Origin of the sequence: Serratia bockelmannii (genome assembly GCF_008011855.1) — a bacterium.
GTDB classification, from domain to species: Bacteria; Pseudomonadota; Gammaproteobacteria; order Enterobacterales; family Enterobacteriaceae; genus Serratia; species Serratia bockelmannii.
This window is the reverse complement of sequence record NZ_VOUX01000033.1, coordinates 1,536,859-1,554,242: the sequence shown is the minus strand read 5'-3', so window position 1 is coordinate 1,554,242 and position 17,384 is coordinate 1,536,859. Positions and strand designations below refer to the sequence as shown.

The 17,384-nt window shown below is 55.9% G+C and carries 11 protein-coding genes and 1 pseudogene; 8 read left to right on the top strand and 4 right to left on the bottom strand.

Going from position 1 to position 17,384, the window contains the following annotated elements:
* The first annotated feature begins 336 nt into the window (after nucleotides 1-336).
* Genes FOT55_RS23880 through pstB form a run of 3 tightly spaced genes read left to right on the top strand, consistent with a single transcriptional unit; the run spans nucleotide 337 to nucleotide 4,995 of the window.
* The gene (locus FOT55_RS23880) at nucleotides 337-2,508 is read left to right on the top strand and encodes an ABC transporter permease subunit (protein ID WP_060434410.1); all 2,172 of its coding nucleotides are present in this window, start codon (nucleotides 337-339) and stop codon (nucleotides 2,506-2,508) included.
* Nucleotides 2,505-4,154, top strand: a complete 1,650-nt coding sequence (gene pstA, locus FOT55_RS23875) for a phosphate ABC transporter permease PstA (protein WP_060434412.1) — start codon at nucleotides 2,505-2,507, stop codon at nucleotides 4,152-4,154. Before FOT55_RS23880 ends, pstA begins: the two co-directional genes overlap by 4 nt.
* Nucleotides 4,155-4,182: 28 nt before the next feature.
* Entirely contained in the window at nucleotides 4,183-4,995 is an 813-nt protein-coding gene (gene pstB / locus FOT55_RS23870; RefSeq protein ID WP_019452422.1) for a phosphate ABC transporter ATP-binding protein PstB, read from the top strand.
* 65 nt (nucleotides 4,996-5,060) lie between these two features.
* On the opposite strand, the gene FOT55_RS23865 is transcribed toward pstB, so the two are convergent.
* Together FOT55_RS23865 and FOT55_RS23860 are read right to left on the bottom strand one after the other, a co-directional pair.
* Entirely contained in the window at nucleotides 5,061-5,552 is a 492-nt protein-coding gene (locus tag FOT55_RS23865; protein WP_049296092.1) for a TIR domain-containing protein, read from the bottom strand.
* Nucleotides 5,549-7,003, bottom strand: coding sequence for an SIR2 family protein (locus FOT55_RS23860; RefSeq protein WP_049204834.1), 1,455 nt, complete (start codon nucleotides 7,001-7,003; stop codon nucleotides 5,549-5,551). Before FOT55_RS23860 ends, FOT55_RS23865 begins: the two co-directional genes overlap by 4 nt.
* A 370-nt stretch (nucleotides 7,004-7,373) precedes the next feature.
* Here FOT55_RS23860 and FOT55_RS23855 point away from each other — a divergent pair, with 370 nt between their 5' ends.
* The 5 genes and pseudogenes from FOT55_RS23855 (at nucleotide 7,374) to FOT55_RS23835 (ending at nucleotide 16,257) form a co-directional block, all read left to right on the top strand.
* Nucleotides 7,374-9,041 carry a ShlB/FhaC/HecB family hemolysin secretion/activation protein gene (locus tag FOT55_RS23855; RefSeq protein ID WP_142591417.1) on the top strand — a complete coding sequence of 556 codons (1,668 nt, stop codon included), beginning with the start codon at nucleotides 7,374-7,376 and terminating at the stop codon, nucleotides 9,039-9,041.
* Between the two features lie 60 nt (nucleotides 9,042-9,101).
* Nucleotides 9,102-14,948, top strand: coding sequence for a DUF637 domain-containing protein (locus FOT55_RS23850; protein ID WP_147824114.1), 5,847 nt, complete (start codon nucleotides 9,102-9,104; stop codon nucleotides 14,946-14,948).
* An 11-nt stretch (nucleotides 14,949-14,959) separates the two neighbouring features.
* Entirely contained in the window at nucleotides 14,960-15,325 is a 366-nt protein-coding gene (imm2, locus tag FOT55_RS23845) for an Imm2 family immunity protein (protein ID WP_164098041.1), read from the top strand.
* Nucleotides 15,326-15,471: 146 nt separating this feature from the next.
* A pseudogene (locus FOT55_RS23840) lies at nucleotides 15,472-15,705 on the top strand (DUF637 domain-containing protein); the annotation flags it as partial.
* Between the two features lie 285 nt (nucleotides 15,706-15,990).
* Nucleotides 15,991-16,257, top strand: coding sequence for a hypothetical protein (locus FOT55_RS23835; protein ID WP_060434423.1), 267 nt, complete (start codon nucleotides 15,991-15,993; stop codon nucleotides 16,255-16,257).
* Nucleotides 16,258-16,377: 120 nt separating this feature from the next.
* Here the strand turns inward: FOT55_RS23835 and FOT55_RS23830 are convergent, their stop codons facing one another.
* Together FOT55_RS23830 and speG are read right to left on the bottom strand one after the other, a co-directional pair.
* Nucleotides 16,378-16,593, bottom strand: coding sequence for a hypothetical protein (locus FOT55_RS23830; RefSeq protein WP_043140451.1), 216 nt, complete (start codon nucleotides 16,591-16,593; stop codon nucleotides 16,378-16,380).
* A gap of 196 nt (nucleotides 16,594-16,789) precedes the next feature.
* Nucleotides 16,790-17,341, bottom strand: a complete 552-nt coding sequence (gene speG / locus FOT55_RS23825) for a spermidine N1-acetyltransferase (protein WP_004941631.1) — start codon at nucleotides 17,339-17,341, stop codon at nucleotides 16,790-16,792.
* Nucleotides 17,342-17,384: the final 43 nt, after the last annotated feature.

Here is a 17,384-nt window from a genome sequence, read left to right as displayed (position 1 = left end):
TGTCCTTCATCATTATTGCGAGAGATTGACAGGAAAGTCCAACATATCCACTGCGTTGGCGCGCGGCGTTTTTCGGCGGCAATAAATTTTCGCCGAGGCGGGATGTTCGGCAGTGAAGTGATTAGCATGAAATGACGGTTAGCAGGCTTATTTTTGGCATTATAAAGCGTGTTTGTGGTCATTTTTCAGCAATATATCAACTTCATATTGTCTGTTTGTAGCGTAAAAAACCTGGGTTAGGGTGGGTAACTTTGTCATGCAAACGTCATAAAACTGACATAAGATGCCCGGTTATCTTACGGCGTAAGCCCGATTACATCAGCGACAGCGAGACACATGACACAGACGACGGCCAATCAACATCCCCGAGATCGCATGCGCGGGCGCATCGACCGCGGCGTGCAGGCGGCAGTGACCGCCAGCGGGCTGATGGTGCTGATGACGTTGATGCTGATCTTCGTTTATCTGCTGTTTGCGGTGCTGCCGCTGTTCAAACCGGCCTCGCTTGGGCAGGCTCAGCCGCTGCCGATCGCGGTGTCGGCCCCGGCGCTGGCGCTGGGCATGGACGTGCAGCAGCGCGTGGGTTATCGCATCGACGCGCAGGGCGCGGGGCAATTTTATCGTCTGACGCCGGCGCCGAGCGGCCAGGCCCAGACGCCGCTGGTGCAGCAGACGCTGCTGGCCAAACCGGCGCTGCTCGCGCAGGCTGCCGGAGAGCGCGATCTGTTTGCGCTGGCGCAGGCCAACGGCCGGTTGGTGGTGGCACGCGCGGACTTCGCGACGGCGGAAAACGGCCGGCCGCAGTGGCAGTTCCCGCTTGGGCAACAGCCGTTGGCGCTGGATCCGCAGAACAAACCGCTGAAACTGCTGTCGTTGGCGGATGCGCATCGCGGGCAGTATCTGTTGGCCGGGGTGACCGACGATCGGCGCCTGGTGTTCGGTCGCTTCAGCCCCGACCGGCCGCCGCAGTTCAGCGAGCGTCCGCTGGAGCACGACGGGGAGCAACTGGTGCTGACGCCGGATGGCCGCCAGCTTTACCTGCTGAACGGCAACCGGCTGGCGCGTTATCAGATCGACGGCGCGCAGCTGCAGCTGCGTGAAACGCGTACCCTTGGCGAACACGCCCCGTATCAGATGACGGCGCTGCCCGGCGGTAGCGCGCTGCTGATCAAGGGCGCCGACGGCAATCTGCGCGAGTGGTTCGAGGTGGAAAAAGATCGGCGCTGGCGCCTGACGCCGGTGCAGCATTTCGATCACGGTGCTGACGGGCAGGAGCTGACGGTGGCCGAGCCTTACCGCCGTGTGTTCGCCACTCTGCGGCCCGATGGCGGCTTCTCGTTATTTTCCGCCATTCAACCGCAGCCGCTGCTGAATACCCGTTTGGGTGCCGAGGTGCGGCAGATGGCGTTCGCGCCGCGCGGCGATGGTCTGCTGCTGGAGAGCGCGCAGGGCTGGCAGCGCTATGCGCTCGACAACCCGTATCCGGACGTCACCTGGCGTTCGCTGTGGGGCAAGGTGTGGTATGAGAACTACCCGCAGCCGGCCTACGTCTGGCAGTCCACCTCCGGCGAAGACAGCTACCAACCCAAATTCAGCCTGATGCCGGTGATCTTCGGCACCTTCAAGGCGGCGGCTTACGCGATGCTGTTCGCCATACCCTTGGCCTTGGCCGGCGCCATCTATACCGCTTACTTTATGACGGCGGGGCTACGACGGGTGATCAAACCGGCTATCGAAGTGATGGGCGCGCTGCCGACGGTGGTGATCGGGCTGGTGGCCGGCATCTGGCTGGCGCCGATCATCGAGCAGTATCTGTTGGCGGTGCTGGCGTTGCCGCTGCTGCTGGCGGCGGCGGTGCTGCTGTGCGGCGCGTTGACCCATCGTTTTATGCCGCGCTGCCGGCCGGGCGTCGATCTGCTGTTGCTGTTGCCGCTGCTGGCATTGACGGTATGGCTGGCGTTCAGCCTGGGGCCGTGGCTGGAGGTGGCGCTGTTCGGTGAGCCGTTGCATTTCTGGCTGGGGGATAATTATGACCAGCGTAATGCGCTGGTGGTGGGCGTGGCGATGGGCTTCGCGCTGGTGCCGATCATCTTCTCGCTGGCGGAGGACGCGCTGTTCAGCGTGCCGGCCACCCTGAGCCAGGGCTCTTTGGCGCTGGGCGCCACCCAATGGCAGACGGTGATCAAGGTGGTGCTGCCTTCCGCCAGCGCCGGCATTTTCTCCGCGCTGATGATCGGCTTTGGCCGCGCGGTGGGGGAAACCATGATCGTGCTGATGGCTACCGGCAACACGCCGATTATCGACGGCAGCCTGTTCCAGGGGCTGCGCGCGCTGGCGGCCAACATCGCCATTGAAATGCCGGAGGCGGTTTCCGGCAGCAGCCATTACCGCGTGCTGTTCCTGACTGCGCTGGTGCTGTTTGTCTTCACCTTCGTGTTCAACACGCTGGCGGAGGCGGTGCGCCTGCGGTTGCGTAAGCGTTACACGCCGAATCAGGAGGCGCCATGAAGAGCTGGGTGAAGAGCGGGTCGCCGTGGGTGTGGCTGACCGCCGGTTCGGTGGCCGTCAGCCTGTTGGCGCTGATCGGCATTCTGCTACTGCTGGCCGGGCAGGGGATGCGCTATTTCTGGCCGAGCCCGGTTTATCAGTTCGAACTGAATCAGAACGGCGCTGGGCCGGTGACGGTGATCGGTGAGTTGTACCAGCAACAAAGCATTTCCCGGCGCCAACTGGCCGAGGCGGGCGTCACGCCGCCGGGCGAGGCGCAGAACGTCGAACGTTATCTGATTAAGGTCGGCAACCGCGAACGCGAGGGGCAGGATTTCCGCACCTTGCTGGCCAGCGATATCCGCAGCCAAAGCGCGCCGCGCAGCCTGCTGGTGCTGGAACGCGACAGCCACGGTACCGCTTACGGCTATCTGGCGGGGCTGCTGGAAGACGGGCAACCACTGACCGGCCGCAATCTGGGGCAGGCGTTGCAGCAGCGCCTGCCGCAAATCGCCGCGCTCTCGCGCCAGGCGCACGACATTCAATTCCGCGACATGGCGCGCATCAATCAGCAGTTTGACGCGCTGCGGCTGCGGGAAAAGCGCCTGCAGCGCGACGATAAGCTGGACGCCCGCGCACAGGACGCCATCAAGGCCGAACGGCTGGAGCTGCAGCGGCAGTATCAGCTGTTGTCCGAACGTCTGGCGGGGCTGAACCGCGATCGCCAGCGCGACGCGTTGCTGCTGCGCGACATGCACGGGCAGACGTTGACCATTCCGCTCAGCCAGGTGCGCGATGCCTGGTACCCGAACGCCATGAGCACCACCGAGAAGCTGATGCACTGGGGCGAGCAGGTGAAGAAGTTTCTCACCGACAGCCCGCGTGAGGCGAATACCGAAGGCGGGGTGTTCCCGGCCATTTTCGGTACGGTGTTGATGGTGATCCTGATGTCGATCGTGGTGATGCCGTTTGGCGTGATCGCGGCGCTGTATCTGCACGAATATGCCGGCAACAATCTGCTGACGCGGGTGATCCGCATCGCGGTGGTCAATCTGGCCGGCGTGCCCTCGATCGTCTACGGCGTCTTCGGCCTCGGCTTTTTTGTTTATATGATCGGCGGCACGCTCGATCAGCTGTTCTATCCTGAATCTTTGCCTAACCCGACCTTCGGCACGCCCGGCGTGCTGTGGGCGGCGCTGACGCTGGCGCTGCTGACGCTGCCGGTGGTGATCGTCGCCACCGAGGAAGGGCTGTCGCGCATTCCCGCCTCGCTGCGGCAGGGCTCGATGGCGCTGGGCGCCAGCCGGGCCGAGACGCTGTGGCGCATCGTGCTGCCGATGGCGGCGCCGGCGATGATGACCGGCCTGATCCTGGCGGTGGCGCGCGCCGCAGGGGAGACCGCGCCGCTGATGCTGGTGGGGGTCGTGAAATCGGTGCCGGTGCTGCCGGTGGACGAGATTTTCCCGTATCTGCACCTGGAGCGGAAGTTCATGCATTTGAGCTTCCAGATCTACGATATGGCATTCCAGAGCCCGAGCGTGGAGGCGGCGCGGCCGCTGGTGTTCGCCACCGCCTTCTTGCTGGTGACGATCGTGGTGAGTTTGAATCTGGCGGCGATGGGCATCCGCCATTCGTTGAGGGAGCGGTACCGAGCATGGTCGCAGTAACAATGACGCTATTTTTGGGGAGTGCGTAATGGGTTTGATGACGCCAGGCAGTTTGCCCCGGCTGGATGTCCAGCATCTCGACGATGAACAGACCGCGCTGGCGGTCAACGGCCTGAACCTGTTTTATGGTGACAAACAGGTGCTGCACGATATTTCGCTGCGTATCCCGAAACATCGGGTGACGGCCCTGATCGGCCCTTCGGGCTGCGGCAAATCGACGCTGCTGCGCTGTTTCAATCGCATGAACGATCTGGTGGACAACTGCCGCATTGAGGGCGATCTGCAGCTGAACGGCGCGGCGATCTCCGGCGCGCAGATCGACGTGGCGGCGCTGCGGCGGCGGGTGGGCATGGTGTTCCAACGGCCGAACCCGTTCCCGAAATCGATCTATGAAAACGTGGTGTACGGCCTGCGGCTGCAGGGCGTGCGCGACCGGCGCTTGCTGGATGAAGCGGTGGAGCGTTCACTGCGCGCCGCCGCGTTGTGGCATGAGGTAAAAGACCGGCTGCGCGAAAATGCGTTCCGCTTGTCCAGCGGCCAGCAGCAGCGCCTGGTGATCGCGCGCGCCATCGCCATCGAGCCGGAAGTATTGCTGCTCGACGAGCCGACCTCGGCGCTCGATCCGATCTCCACGCTGACCATCGAAGAGCTGATTTCCGCGCTGAAACAGCGCTATAGCGTGGTGCTGGTGACGCACAACATGCAGCAAGCGGCGCGCGTCTCCGACTACACCGCCTTTATTCATCAGGGGCGGCTGGTGGAATACAACGACACCGACGCCATTTTCACGTCGCCGCGCCAGCGCCGCACCGAGGATTATATTACCGGGCGGTATGGGTGAGGCCGTTTGGGCTATGAACAAACGAAAGGCTGCACAACCGTGCAGCCTTTTGTCTATCAGGGGCGTCAGTAATTTTTACGAATGCGGATCGCTTCTTCTACCCACTCAGCCAAATTGTCTTTTATATGGTTATAGACATTGGTGCTGGTCGAATAAGGCGGATCATAGGCTTTGGCGATTGTGGAAAGCTTTGCGTCACCCAGCTTGATGTGATCCAACGGGTTTTTACCTTTCGTGGTTTGGTCGCCGGCGCTGTCTTTCAAATTGTGTATATACACCACCAGCACGCCCATGCCTTTTTTCCAAGCCTCGCATATTTCGAAATTAATCCATTTGCGATCAGCGGTATCTTTACCGGCGAGAATCACGGCGCAGCTGCGATTGTCCAACTGGCCCTTGATCCAAGCGGCGATGGCGGCGTCACCGCCTTTTTTCACTTCCTCCCAATCGTTATCCGTGGCTGGCCGGTTACCTTCCAGCGAGCCCATTTCGCGTACCTGAGAAGCGCGCCAGTTGTCCGGCTCATAATGGAAACTGTAAAAACATTTTCTGGTCATCGGGGGTTATCCTTAGTAATGATATCGATAAGCGCCAACAGGCTTTTTTTCTTCTCCGCCAGGCTGCCCGGTTCGTTAAGCTGATCCAGCAGATTCATGGCGGCGGGGTTGCGGTAGTAGAGGGTTTCTTTCATCTCCTCCTTGATTTTTCGGTAGATCTCGGCAGATGCGCTGCCGGTACAACCGATAGGAATGCAGACGCAGCCTTGTTCCGTGGCGATCTGGAACTCTTTCAATAAACCGTCGGCCAGCACGTATTCGCCTTCGGCGTTGCGTTTGTTGCCGAACAAAAAGATTGCGATGCCGCTGAGCGAAATCATGTTCTGACGGTATTCGTGCCAAAGTGCCGGTAGGGTAATGCCGCCGCTGGCGAATTGGGGGAAAGGACGCAGTACCAGCTGGCTTTCGCTGATTTTTCCTTGGCTATCGTAAATGGCTTCCAATGCGCCGTTGATCACCGCTGTGCCTACGCCCCAGCCGAAACCGTTGACGATGCGATACTGTTTGTGGATAAGCAGGCGCGCCAGACGATGTATGAACTGGATGGACTCTTCACGGGTATAGGGCTGGTAGTTGTCGGCGCTGCCGGAGATAAACACCGTGCTTTTCTTGAACTGCGTTTCGATGGCATACAGCAGGTCAGTGATTTGCCGATAGTCATCCACCAACAGCGTTTGAATGCCGTAACGGCGCAGATCGTTAATCATCAAGCCTTGTTTGCGGCTGTTGTAATCGCAAGACGCCTGATCCTCGCTGCCGCTGTCGCCGAGCTGGACGCGCCGCATGATGCAGTAGTGGTTTCTCTGCCCTTCGCCGTACTGTGCGTAAAGGCGGCTCAATACATATTGCAGGTTGGGGTCTTCAAAGCTGAAACCGATAAACAGGAAGGTTTTGGCAGTCAGCTCCGCCATCAGCATGTTGATAAAAGGAAGGTGTGTACGGGAGTAAGTTTCGTATTGTTCGCGAGTGATAATCGCCTGGTTGGGATTTCTATAGTCACCATGCATTTTATATAAAACAACATCACGTTTATGAATGTTATTGGTCAGGCTTTCCGGCGTGGTTTTGACGTCGCAGACGCGATTATAACGGGCATAGGTTTTTTCAATCAGGTCGTCGTAGTTAGTGGTCCAAAGTGACGCTATCGGTAATCTGGCGATAATCCGGTGGTTTTCTGTTTCTTCCGCCTGTTCAGCGAATTCTGTAATTATTTTTTGATTTATCTTATGTCTGTTGCCTTTTTCATTGAGGTGATATTGCGCCAGAGAAATAAGATCGCTCTCTTTTTCGATATCCAGCTCCAGTTCATAAGCGATATCGCCGATAAGCTCTTTCCAGCTAACGAAGCCGGCGGGGATGGACAGTCCGGCGCCGGCAAACAGCGCAGCGCTGCCGGCTTTGATATCATTAACGTAATCTCGAATAAACAGTTCTATATCACGGTTAAACATGAGGCTATTCCCGATATTGTTTTTCTTTATTGGTTAATTAATAACTATGTTTTTTATGAATTAATTATGCGAATATAACGACCAAGATAAAATGGCGAGTTAACTTTGTAAACTCTGCTCGTTTGTTTTTGTCGATATTGAATGTGTTATTTTAATATTGAATTTATTTGCTTTTATTATTTGTTTTTTTAATTTTAATTTTAATTAAATGCACTCTGGTTAATAAGACGCAGTGGTCGTGGCATATCTGCATTTTTTGTCACATTGTGACTTTGATTAAATGGAAGTGATTATCATTATCGTTGATTTGCGGCGTAAATTGTATATACTTCGCCAGGATGTGTAAGTTAACGTAAATGGATGTATCTAAATGTGTGCATGGAAGCTGAGGATTTGGCCTGTGCTCTTGGCGTTTTGCAGCTCTGCGTGGTGCGCGGAAATCACCAGCCCTGCTGACCGCGACAGCATTACCCAACAGCAGAAAACGTTGCTGGAACAGGCGCAGCAGCAACGCGAGGCGCTGCAAAATAGCGTTGAACTGCCGGCGTTACCGCTGCCTGAGCCGGCCGCCGCAGGGGCGGTTTGCCAAACGGTGCGGCAGATTGTTTTTGAGAGCGCCGAGCATCTTTCCTGGTCGGTGAAAGAAAGCCTGGCGCGCCCGTATCAGGGAAGCTGTCTGACGCTGGAGCACATCAACCGCCTGGTGCGTGAAACCACCAATGCTTATCTGCAACGCGGCTATGTCACTTCGCAGGCCTGGCTGCAGGAGCAGGATATCTCCCGTGGCGTGTTGGTCGTCAGCGTCAGCGAAGGGCGAATCGAGTCCATCACGCAGAATGGCGAGCAGACGCCGGCGCTGAAGATGGCATTTCCCGGCCTGGTCGGCGACGTATTGAATCTGCGCGATATCGAGCAGGGCATGGAGCAGCTCAACCGGCTGGCTTCGCAGCAGGTGACCATCGATATTCAACCTGGCGAGCAACCCGGCTTTTCCAACGTGGTTTTGCTGCGTGGCGCCACGCGCGCGCCGGTCTCTTTCTCTTTCGGCGCCGATAACAGCGGCCAGAAAAGCACCGGCACCGGGCAGATGAATGCCGGCGTGGTGCTGGACAACCCGCTGCGCCTGGCCGACCAGTGGTCGCTCTCCGCAGCGCGCAATAACGATTTCAGCCCGCATCATCGCAGCCGCAGCCTGAACGGCAGCGTCACCTTACCCTATGGCTATTGGCTGTTCAGCTACCAGTACGCCTGGAACGATTTTTTCCAGCAGGTGCCATTCAACGGCGCGGCTTACCGCTATCAAGGCAATAACCAGACCCAGCGTTTGGGCGCCAACCGCACGTTGCTGCGGGATGGCAAACGCAAGCTGGCCGTCGATATCGGGCTGGCGCGGCGCACCACGGAAAATAAGCTGGCGGGTGAACGGTTGGGCGTCAGCAGCCCGACGCTCAGCATTGCCAGTCTGGGCCTCAATTACAGTGCGGTCGCGGGCGGCGGCTATATGACGTTGAACCCGACGGTAAGCCGTGGGCTGCGCATGCTGGGCGCCACCGCCGACGATCCGGAGCGCGACGGAGCGCCGCGCAGCGAGTTCCGCAAGCTTGGTCTCAGCGCCAGTTATTTTTATCCGCTCGCCCCCTCTCTCTACTACCTGACCTCGGCCTACGGGCAAACCAGCGCAGACAATCTGTATGCCGGCGAACGCATTTCCATCGGCGGGCAATACTCGGTGCGCGGCTTCAAGGAGCAGTACCTGACCGGTAATCGCGGTGCGTACTGGCGCAATGAACTCAACTGGCAATGGCGGACGTTGCCGGGGCTGGGGGCGCTCTCTTTGACCGGTGCGTTAGACGCCGGCTGGCTGCAGGGGCGCGCCGGGCAGATAGACGGCGGTAGCGTCGTCGGTGCGGCGCTGGGCGCCACGCTAAGCGGCCGCTGGTTCAATCAGGCGGTCACCGTCGGTAAACCGTTGACGCACCCAGACAGCCTGCAACCGGATCGTTGGGTGGCCTACTGGCAAGCCACCGTCACGTTATAACGCCAGCACACAGCAGGAGCGCCTCGGCGTTCAAAACAACATCCTTTCGAAGGAATGAATATGGATAAGCTCAACCCTCCGTTGGCGCGGGGCGCCAGCTATTTGCTGATCTACCTGACGGCTTTCCAGCCGTTGCACCCGGCGTTTGCCGCCGGCATTACCGCCGCCAACGGCAATACGCAGGTGGTTATCAAGCCGGGCGACGTGCCGGTGGTGAATATTGCCACGCCGAACGGTGCAGGCATTTCGCACAACACCTATAAAGATTTCAACGTTGGGCCACAGGGCGCCGTGTTGAATAACGCCACGCACGGCGGCAAAACGCAGCTGGGCGTGGAAATCTACAGCGCGCAGGGCAACACCTACCTGAAGGGAAAACCGGCGGAGTTGATCATTAATGAGGTGATCGGCGGCAGTCGTTCTGAGCTACAGGGCAAGCTTGAGGTGTTCGGCAACAAGGCCAATGTGATGATCGCCAACCCGAATGGCATCACCTGCGACGGCTGCGGCTTTATCAACGCGCCGGGCGTGACGTTAACCACCGGTAAACCGCAGTTCGACAAGCAGGGCGCGCTGGAAGCGCTGGAGGTGAAAAAAGGCGGCGTCACCATCGGCGGTAAAGGGCTGGACGGCAGCGGCGCCGACTATGTCGATATCATCAGCCGTGCCACCGAGCTGAACGGCAAAATCAACGCGCAAAATCTGTCGCTGACCCAGGGCGCCAACCGCATCAGCTTCAAGGACGGCAGTATCAAACCGATCGCCGGTGAAGGCGCAAAACCTGTGCTGGCGGTGGATACCAAAGCGCTGGGCGGCATGTACGCCAACAAAATCCGCCTGGTGGCCAACGAGGATGGGGTGGGGGTGAACCTGAAAGACCTCACCAGCAAACAGCGGGATATTACGCTGAGCGTTAACGGTAACCTGGTGCTTAACGGCACCACGCACAGCAAGGGTGACCTCAATGTCAGTGCCAAGGGATTGCACATTACGCGGGGTACTGTCGTGCAGGCGGACGGCAACGCCACGCTGGCAGCAACGACGCTGGTGAATGACGGGCAAACCAGCACCAGCGGCGATATGCGTATCTTTGGCGACCATATCCGCAACGCCGGGGAAAACGCCAAGCTGCACGCTAATAAAAATATGTGGATCCAAAAGGATGCGCAGGGCAACAAGGCTAAATCCGTCGAGAACCGTTCGGCGAAAATCCTGACCAACAGCGGCGATTTAGTGATACGCACGGAGAGTTTGAACAACGTTCGCCAGCAGTTCGCCATTTCCTCCAACAACGCGCCGAAGGACAACAAGGATATCGATCGTTGGTTGGCTGATGGTGTGTACGAGGGGCAATTCGATTACCAATTTTTTGATTATTTGGCGGACTTTGAAGATAAAAATTTCACCTGGTTGGGACACGTCGATTTCAAAAAAACGCCCTGGGTTAACAGTGAACGTGCGCGTTTTACCGTAGTGACCGACAGCCGTCCCGCAGAAATCATTTCAGGGAAGAATGCCTACATTAATGCGTCGGAGCTTTGGAACCACGTCAGCACAATAAAAGCGACTAACGATCTGATTTTAACTGGTAATAATCTGGGCGTGCGCAGTGAAATGACGGGGGACATGAACGACTATGCACTTTTCGAACCGAAGGTGCCGAATCCTAACGTTGTTCTGGGACATAAATGGCAGGATCAGAAATCGTCGATCCCGGAATATGTCATTTATGTCAGAAAAGGCGGGCAAAAGAGCTGGTCGGCTTCTGGCTATCCGGCCTCAGCCATGTTGGCGGGCGGCAATTTGGTTGCGGATTTTAAAAATCAGATAGAAATTAAAACTTCGACGCCGGCGGGAAATCAGCTTAGTGAGGTGGTGGCTTCGGGACGGCCTGACTCACTGGTAGCTCACAACATTGTGCTGCATGCGGGACGTGTTATCAGTACCGATAAAATAAACGCGCGTAACGACCTGACTGTGGTTGCCGATGATGTGTTTTACACCGACGGTGCTGAGCTAACTGCGGGCAAGAGTCTGAACGTTGCAGCAGTGAATGAGCTGGATGCCCGTCAAAGCTATCTGAAGGGACATCATGTCACTTTGACCAGCCGCAACGGCAACGTCAAAGTGCACACTGTACCTAGCCCACGCTATTTCGGCGTCGATGGTGCCCGCTGGCTGAGCCAATTGAATGCTGCCGGGGACTTAACCTTAAATGCCGGGCAAGGTATTTATCTACGTAACACGCACTTCGCGCCGCAAAGCCAAAATATTGCAATGACGGCGAACGGCACTGTTTCGATTGTCAGAAATGACGAGGCGTTGAATAACGATCGTTTAGCGCAGAATTTATCTCCTGAACAACGACAAACGCAGTTCAACCAACTGCTAAATGCCGGACAGTTGAACGCCAGTGGTTCAGTGCTGCTCAACAGCGGCGGTTATCTGGCGTTGCGCGGGACGCACATTAAAGCAGGTAAAGATGTCACGCTGTTGGCCGGCCATAATGCCGATCTGAACTATCGCGAATTGGGGGAGCAATTTAGTCGCTTGTTCCCCTCTTCCCGCACGCCTGAACTGGGTAGCCGGGTACACGCCGGCGGCAATTTACTGATTAACTCGGCCCGCGACATCGGCACCCAGGGCGGCGCGCTTTCCGCCAACGGTAATATCACGCTGCTGGCCGGGCAGAATCTATGGTTGTCGAACCTGGCTTATTCCGCCATTGATGCCGCTAACGACAACAACAAAGACGACCGCCATGTGGTCACTACCCTCAGCGCCGGGAAAAACCTGACCGCGTCGGCGAATAACCAACTGCTGACTTACGGCGCCAGGCTGACTTCCGGCGCCAACATGACGTTGACCTCCGGCGGCGATATGCGCTTCGAGGCGGTGCAAAACCACACTTACCGCGAGAGCGGCAACGAGTTCACCGAAACCCGTACCCAGCAAGGTACCGAGCTGAATGCCGGCGGCCTGATGACGGTGATTTCCGGCGGCAGCATTCTGTTCCAGGCGACCAAGCTGGTGGTTAAAGGATTAGGGGCGAACTGGAAATCACCGGTAGCGGTGACGGATTGGGGGAGTCGTATTGCGTCGGCGGAGCAGGCGGTGAATGCAGCGCAGCAACGCATACAGCAGGCGGTAAACGATAAAAACCAGGCAGAGCAGTTAGTGGTCGCAAAACAGGCTGAAGTGCCCAAACGGCAGGCCGAGCTGGACAAATTCCGCCAACAGCTCAAAAACATCGGTAATCAGGGGTTCCCCGGCAGTCAGAATATAAAAGACCATCTGAGACGGGAAATTGCGGGTCGCGAGACGGCGCTGACACAGGCACAAAACGAGGTCAATCAGGCCGTCAATCAGGTTAGTCAGGCACAGCAACGTATCGAACAGTCTCAGCGAGAAAAAGGTGAGACGGAGCGCAGTCTCGCCGCCCTGCGCCAGGAAGCCCAAAGCAAAGGCATTGACGAGGCCAAACAAAAAGCTCAGGTCGACGCCCACAACCAGGCTGAAGCCATGCGCGCCGGCAATATGGATATCGCCGCCAAGGGCGGCTATCTCTACGCCCAGGCGATGGAGGAATCCAGCCACTACGAGAAAACCGAGAAGAAACGCAAATGGTGGGGCAAGAAAACCGAGGTTAAGCAGACCCGCCATGACGTAACCAACAAGGTTACCGAGTTTACCGCCGCCGGCAATATCACGCTGATGAGCCGCGACGACAGCACCTATGAAGCCAGCAAAATCGCCGCCGGGCAAAACGCGCGCCTGACCAGCACGCATGGCCAGGTTAACTTCCGCGCGGTGAAAAACACCTCTTTCGAACAGACCGTCAGCAATTCGAAAGGCTTCTTTATCAAGCAGGCCAATAAAGGGTACGAAGACAATAAGTGGGTGCTGCCGAGCATTCATACCGGTGGTGCCTTGACCGTGGAAGCCGCCAAGGGCGTCAGCGCCGACGTGAAGGTGAAAAACGGGCAGGCGCTGCAAAGCGCCATCGACGCCCTGGGCAATACGCCGGGCACCACCTGGGTCAAAGATCTGAACAAGCGCAACGACGTGCAGTGGAGCAAGGTCAAAGACGCTTACGACAGCTGGGATTACAAGAGCCAGCACCTGAACCCGGCGGTGGCGGCGGTGATCGCCATTGCGGCAGCGGCGGTGACCGCTGGCAGTTCACTGGCGGCCACGGCGGCTTCCAGCGTTTCCGGCGCCGTGGGCGGTGGGGCGATAACCAGCGGCGCGGTCACGGCCGGAATGTCTTCGCTGGCCTCCCAGGCGGCGGTGGCGCTGGTGGAGAACCAGGGCAACCTGTCGAAAACCCTGCAGGCGCTGGGCAGCAATGAAAACGTCAAGGCGACCGCCACGGCGATGGCGATCGGCGGCGCGCTCAACGGCTTCGACAGCGCGATGGGCTGGAGTAAGGATGCGGCGGGCAAACCGCTTAACCCGAACAACGTCAAACTGCCGCAGCTGAGCAACGGCGACTGGAGCAAGGTGGCGCAGCGGGTGGCCGGGCAATCGGTCATCAGCTCCAGTCTGAATACCGCCATCAATGGCGGCAGCTTCAAAGACAACCTGACCAATGCGCTGCTGGCGAACATCGGCAGCCAGGTTCAGGCCGAGGGCGCCAACCTGATTGGGGATAACGGTCAGGTTCTCGATATACCGGGCCGGGCCGTAAGCCATGCCGTTCTGGCGGGCGTGGCCGCAGAAATCGGCAAGGGCAATGCCAAAGGCGCGGCGGCAGGGGCGCTGGCGGCGGAGCTGGCTGGGGTGATCATCAATGATAATCTGGTCAGAAGTGAAGGTTGGCAAGAGCGTCAGGCTCAGATCAGCCGCGTAGCGGGCGCCTTTGCAGGGGCCATCGTAACTGCCAAAGCCGCAGGTGCCACCAGCGGTGCAAATGCGGGGGAGTTTGTCGAACGCTTCAATCGACAGCTGCATCAGGAAGAACTCAACGCGATTAAAGAGTTGGCTAAGGGCGACAAGGAAAAAGAAGCGCGTCTGATGGCGGCTTCATGCCGAAAAGTAGCTTGCACCACGCAAGAGGCGTTGAACTCAGACGAACGCAAGCAGTTTGAAGCCCTGATGAATAAGTACCCGTCAACGCGGGATGAAGATGGTCTCATCGCCAACTACTGGGTACAAAAAGAGCGTCAGCGCTTCGGCAACTATCCGGCGTTTGCCGGCTATGACAGCGAAAAGTTATTCACGTATGATTTGGGCGACCAGATAACCGACGGCCAGCTGTTTGCTCGCAACCAGCAGATAGAACAAATCAGCAAGTTGACCGGGTGGTCGCCGGACTGGGTGAATGCCTCGGTGATGGCGGTCTCTATTGCCAACACATTTGCCGGTATGGGTAAAGCAAACGTCGGCAACCAATACCTGTCATCCAAATTGGTAGGCCCAACCAGCGCCTGGAAAGGGTATCTGGTCAATGAGAAGACCGTTCAGCAGGCTGCTACATTCAAAAACCAGGTTACAGAACTGAGGGCCGGTTTGACATCAGCCCCGAAACGCAGTGGTAACGTTGCAGTGGCCAGTATTGATATATCTGGAATGCCAAAGACACTTGCAAGCCATAATCTCATAGACGTTGCAGGTAAGGGTTTTGTTGGGATGGGAAAAGAAAATTTTAAATATGAGACTATTCTTACTGATGATGGTAGACATGTAGCAAGAAATATAGACTCCGAATATAAAATATTGGATAACTTAGCCGATAGATTGGGTAAAAACTATTCCGCCAATGGCTCTGTTACTATTTTCACCGAAAAGCCTGCCTGCGAAAGCTGTTTAGGCGTTGTTAAGCAGTTCGAAAGTAGATATCCAGGGGTGAAAATTGACGTTTTGGACAATAATGGTGTGCGTTTGATTCCAGGAAGAGGTAAATAACAATGAATGTGATGAGTTATGATGAAATAAGGAGTAGCTTTGCCTATTCAAGTTACGCTTATTGCAGAAATATACTTAACCTACTGAAACGTGATGGTAATCATTCTGTTTGTGCTACATCTGATCAGGCGTTTGCGTATGAGTCATTAGAAGGTTCGTTTGAAGAACCAATAGAATGCCTCATGCTTGAGCTAGTGACGCTCATCTTTATGGCTGGTAGATGTAGTGATCAAACAGTAAAGTTCCACACAGATATCATATTAAAAATATTATCGGAAAATGATTTATTCGAAATGCTTAAGGATGTAACTGAAGATGAAAAAAACGAAATTTTAAACGATCTTCGATTGCTTGGCTTGATCGATAAGCCTGAATAAAAGGATGCTCGTGTGGATTGATGTGTTTTGTCTATCGTCTGGATCCATGACAGCGACTATGAAGATTGGATCTAACCCACACACAGAAACGGCTCTTCGGAGCCGTTTTCTCTTGATGTTGTATCCCATATAAACGCCGATAGGTCGCGGCGGGCAAACCGCTTAACCCGAACAACGTCAAACTGCCGCAGCTGAGCAACGGCGGCTGGAGCAAGGTGGCGCAGCGGGTGGCCGGGCAATCGGTCATCAGCTCCAGCCTGAATACCACCATCAACGGCGGCAGCTTCAAAGACAACCTGACCAATGCGCTGCTGGCGAACATCGGCAGCCAGGTTCAGGCCGAGGGAGCTAATTTGATTGCGGATAACGGTCAGGTTCTCGATAAAAACAGTTGATGGACATCAATATGCACGTATAGGTGATCGTCTTTACTCTCAACATGCCGTTGACCGAATGTAAGCAACAAGCTTAGGCTCCTCGGCAGGAACCATTGGACCTGGAAAAACCGTTTCGTCCAATATAGTTGAGTATGTAATTAAAATAGGTGTTACTGAAACAAGCATATCTAATGATATTCAAAGGACAATTTATCGGGCTGGTGACATTGGTGTGGTTACTGAAAACCATGGTAACATAATAATCACAATCCTTCGCAGGAGTGAAAAATGAGTGGGTGGATTTATCCCGATGTAATTAAAAAGCTTAGTTTTTCCTGTGTGGCCTTTTTAGAAGGAAAACTACCTGTGGCTGAAATTCAATCAGAAATAAATAACGCAGGTGACAGTATTGTAGCGATAGAGGAAAAATGGTTACGACAGATGCTACTTGATGCGGAAAGCGACATTGAGCTTTTAATCTTCACTATTGACAATGAAAAATTGACAGCAGCTGTCAAACCTATCGTGCAGAATATTATCAAGGCAATAAGTTAGGACATGGATTAACCCCCTATTTCCGCAACATGCTATGCATCATAAAATAGGCACCTGATACCGTTTATGAAGGCTGTTGACCCACGTATGGAAACGGCTCTTCGGAGCCGTTTTCTGTTTTTAACGTCCCCGCCCCGAAACCCGCAACACTACCCCCACCAGCAGCAACGCAGCTCCCGAGGCATAGAGCGGGAACCAACGCGTCCACCAGAGTGAGGAAAACAGCGGGGTGCTATTGGGATCTGCGGAGGCGTAGCCGCTATAGGTATTCAGGCCGGCGGCGATGGCGAGCATCGCCAGGCCGATAAAAAGCAGCAGGTTTGAGACGGTTGTCATGGCATTTTTCCTTTGTAGAGGCAGAGGGTAATTCTTACTATTAATTATTGTTCGATTAATTATCTCGGGAAATATTATTTATTTTCGTATTCATCTGGCTATTTCCTGACGATAAAATAATATGCCTTAATACTAGCCGCTTATTTCCCAATAAAAAACCCGCCTGGGCGGGTTTTCTCTTTTTTCTCGCAAATTGTCACTTCACCAGCGGCTTATCATTGGGCGTTTTGAACTTCGCCAGGTATTGCGGCTGGAAGATGCACATGCGCAGCACGGTGCGGTATTCGCCGTTGACGAAGAACTCGTCGATCAGTTCGCCTTCCACGTTGAAGCCCAGCTTGCTGTAGATGTGGATCGCCTTCGGGTTCTCCTTATCGACGATCAGGTACAGCTTGTACAGGTTCAGCACCGAGAAACCGTAGTCCATCGCCAGACGGGCGGCGGTGCTGGCGTAGCCTTTGCCCTGGTGGGCAGGATCGATGATGATCTGGAACTCAGCGCGGCGGTGGATGTGATCGATCTCCACCAGCTCTACCAGGCCGACCTTGGCGCCTTCGTGCTCGATGATAAAGCGGCGCTCGCTCTGATCGTGGATGTGTTTGTCGTAGAGATCGGAAAGCTCGACAAAGGCTTCGTAGGGTTCTTCAAACCAATAGCGCATGACGCTGGCGTTGTTGTCCATCTGGTGGACGAACGACAGATCGTCCCGTTCCAATGGGCGTAACCTGACGCTGGCAGTGCTGGACATGTGGGCTCCTCTGTGCCGTGAAATTGTGCAAAGTATAACTTCA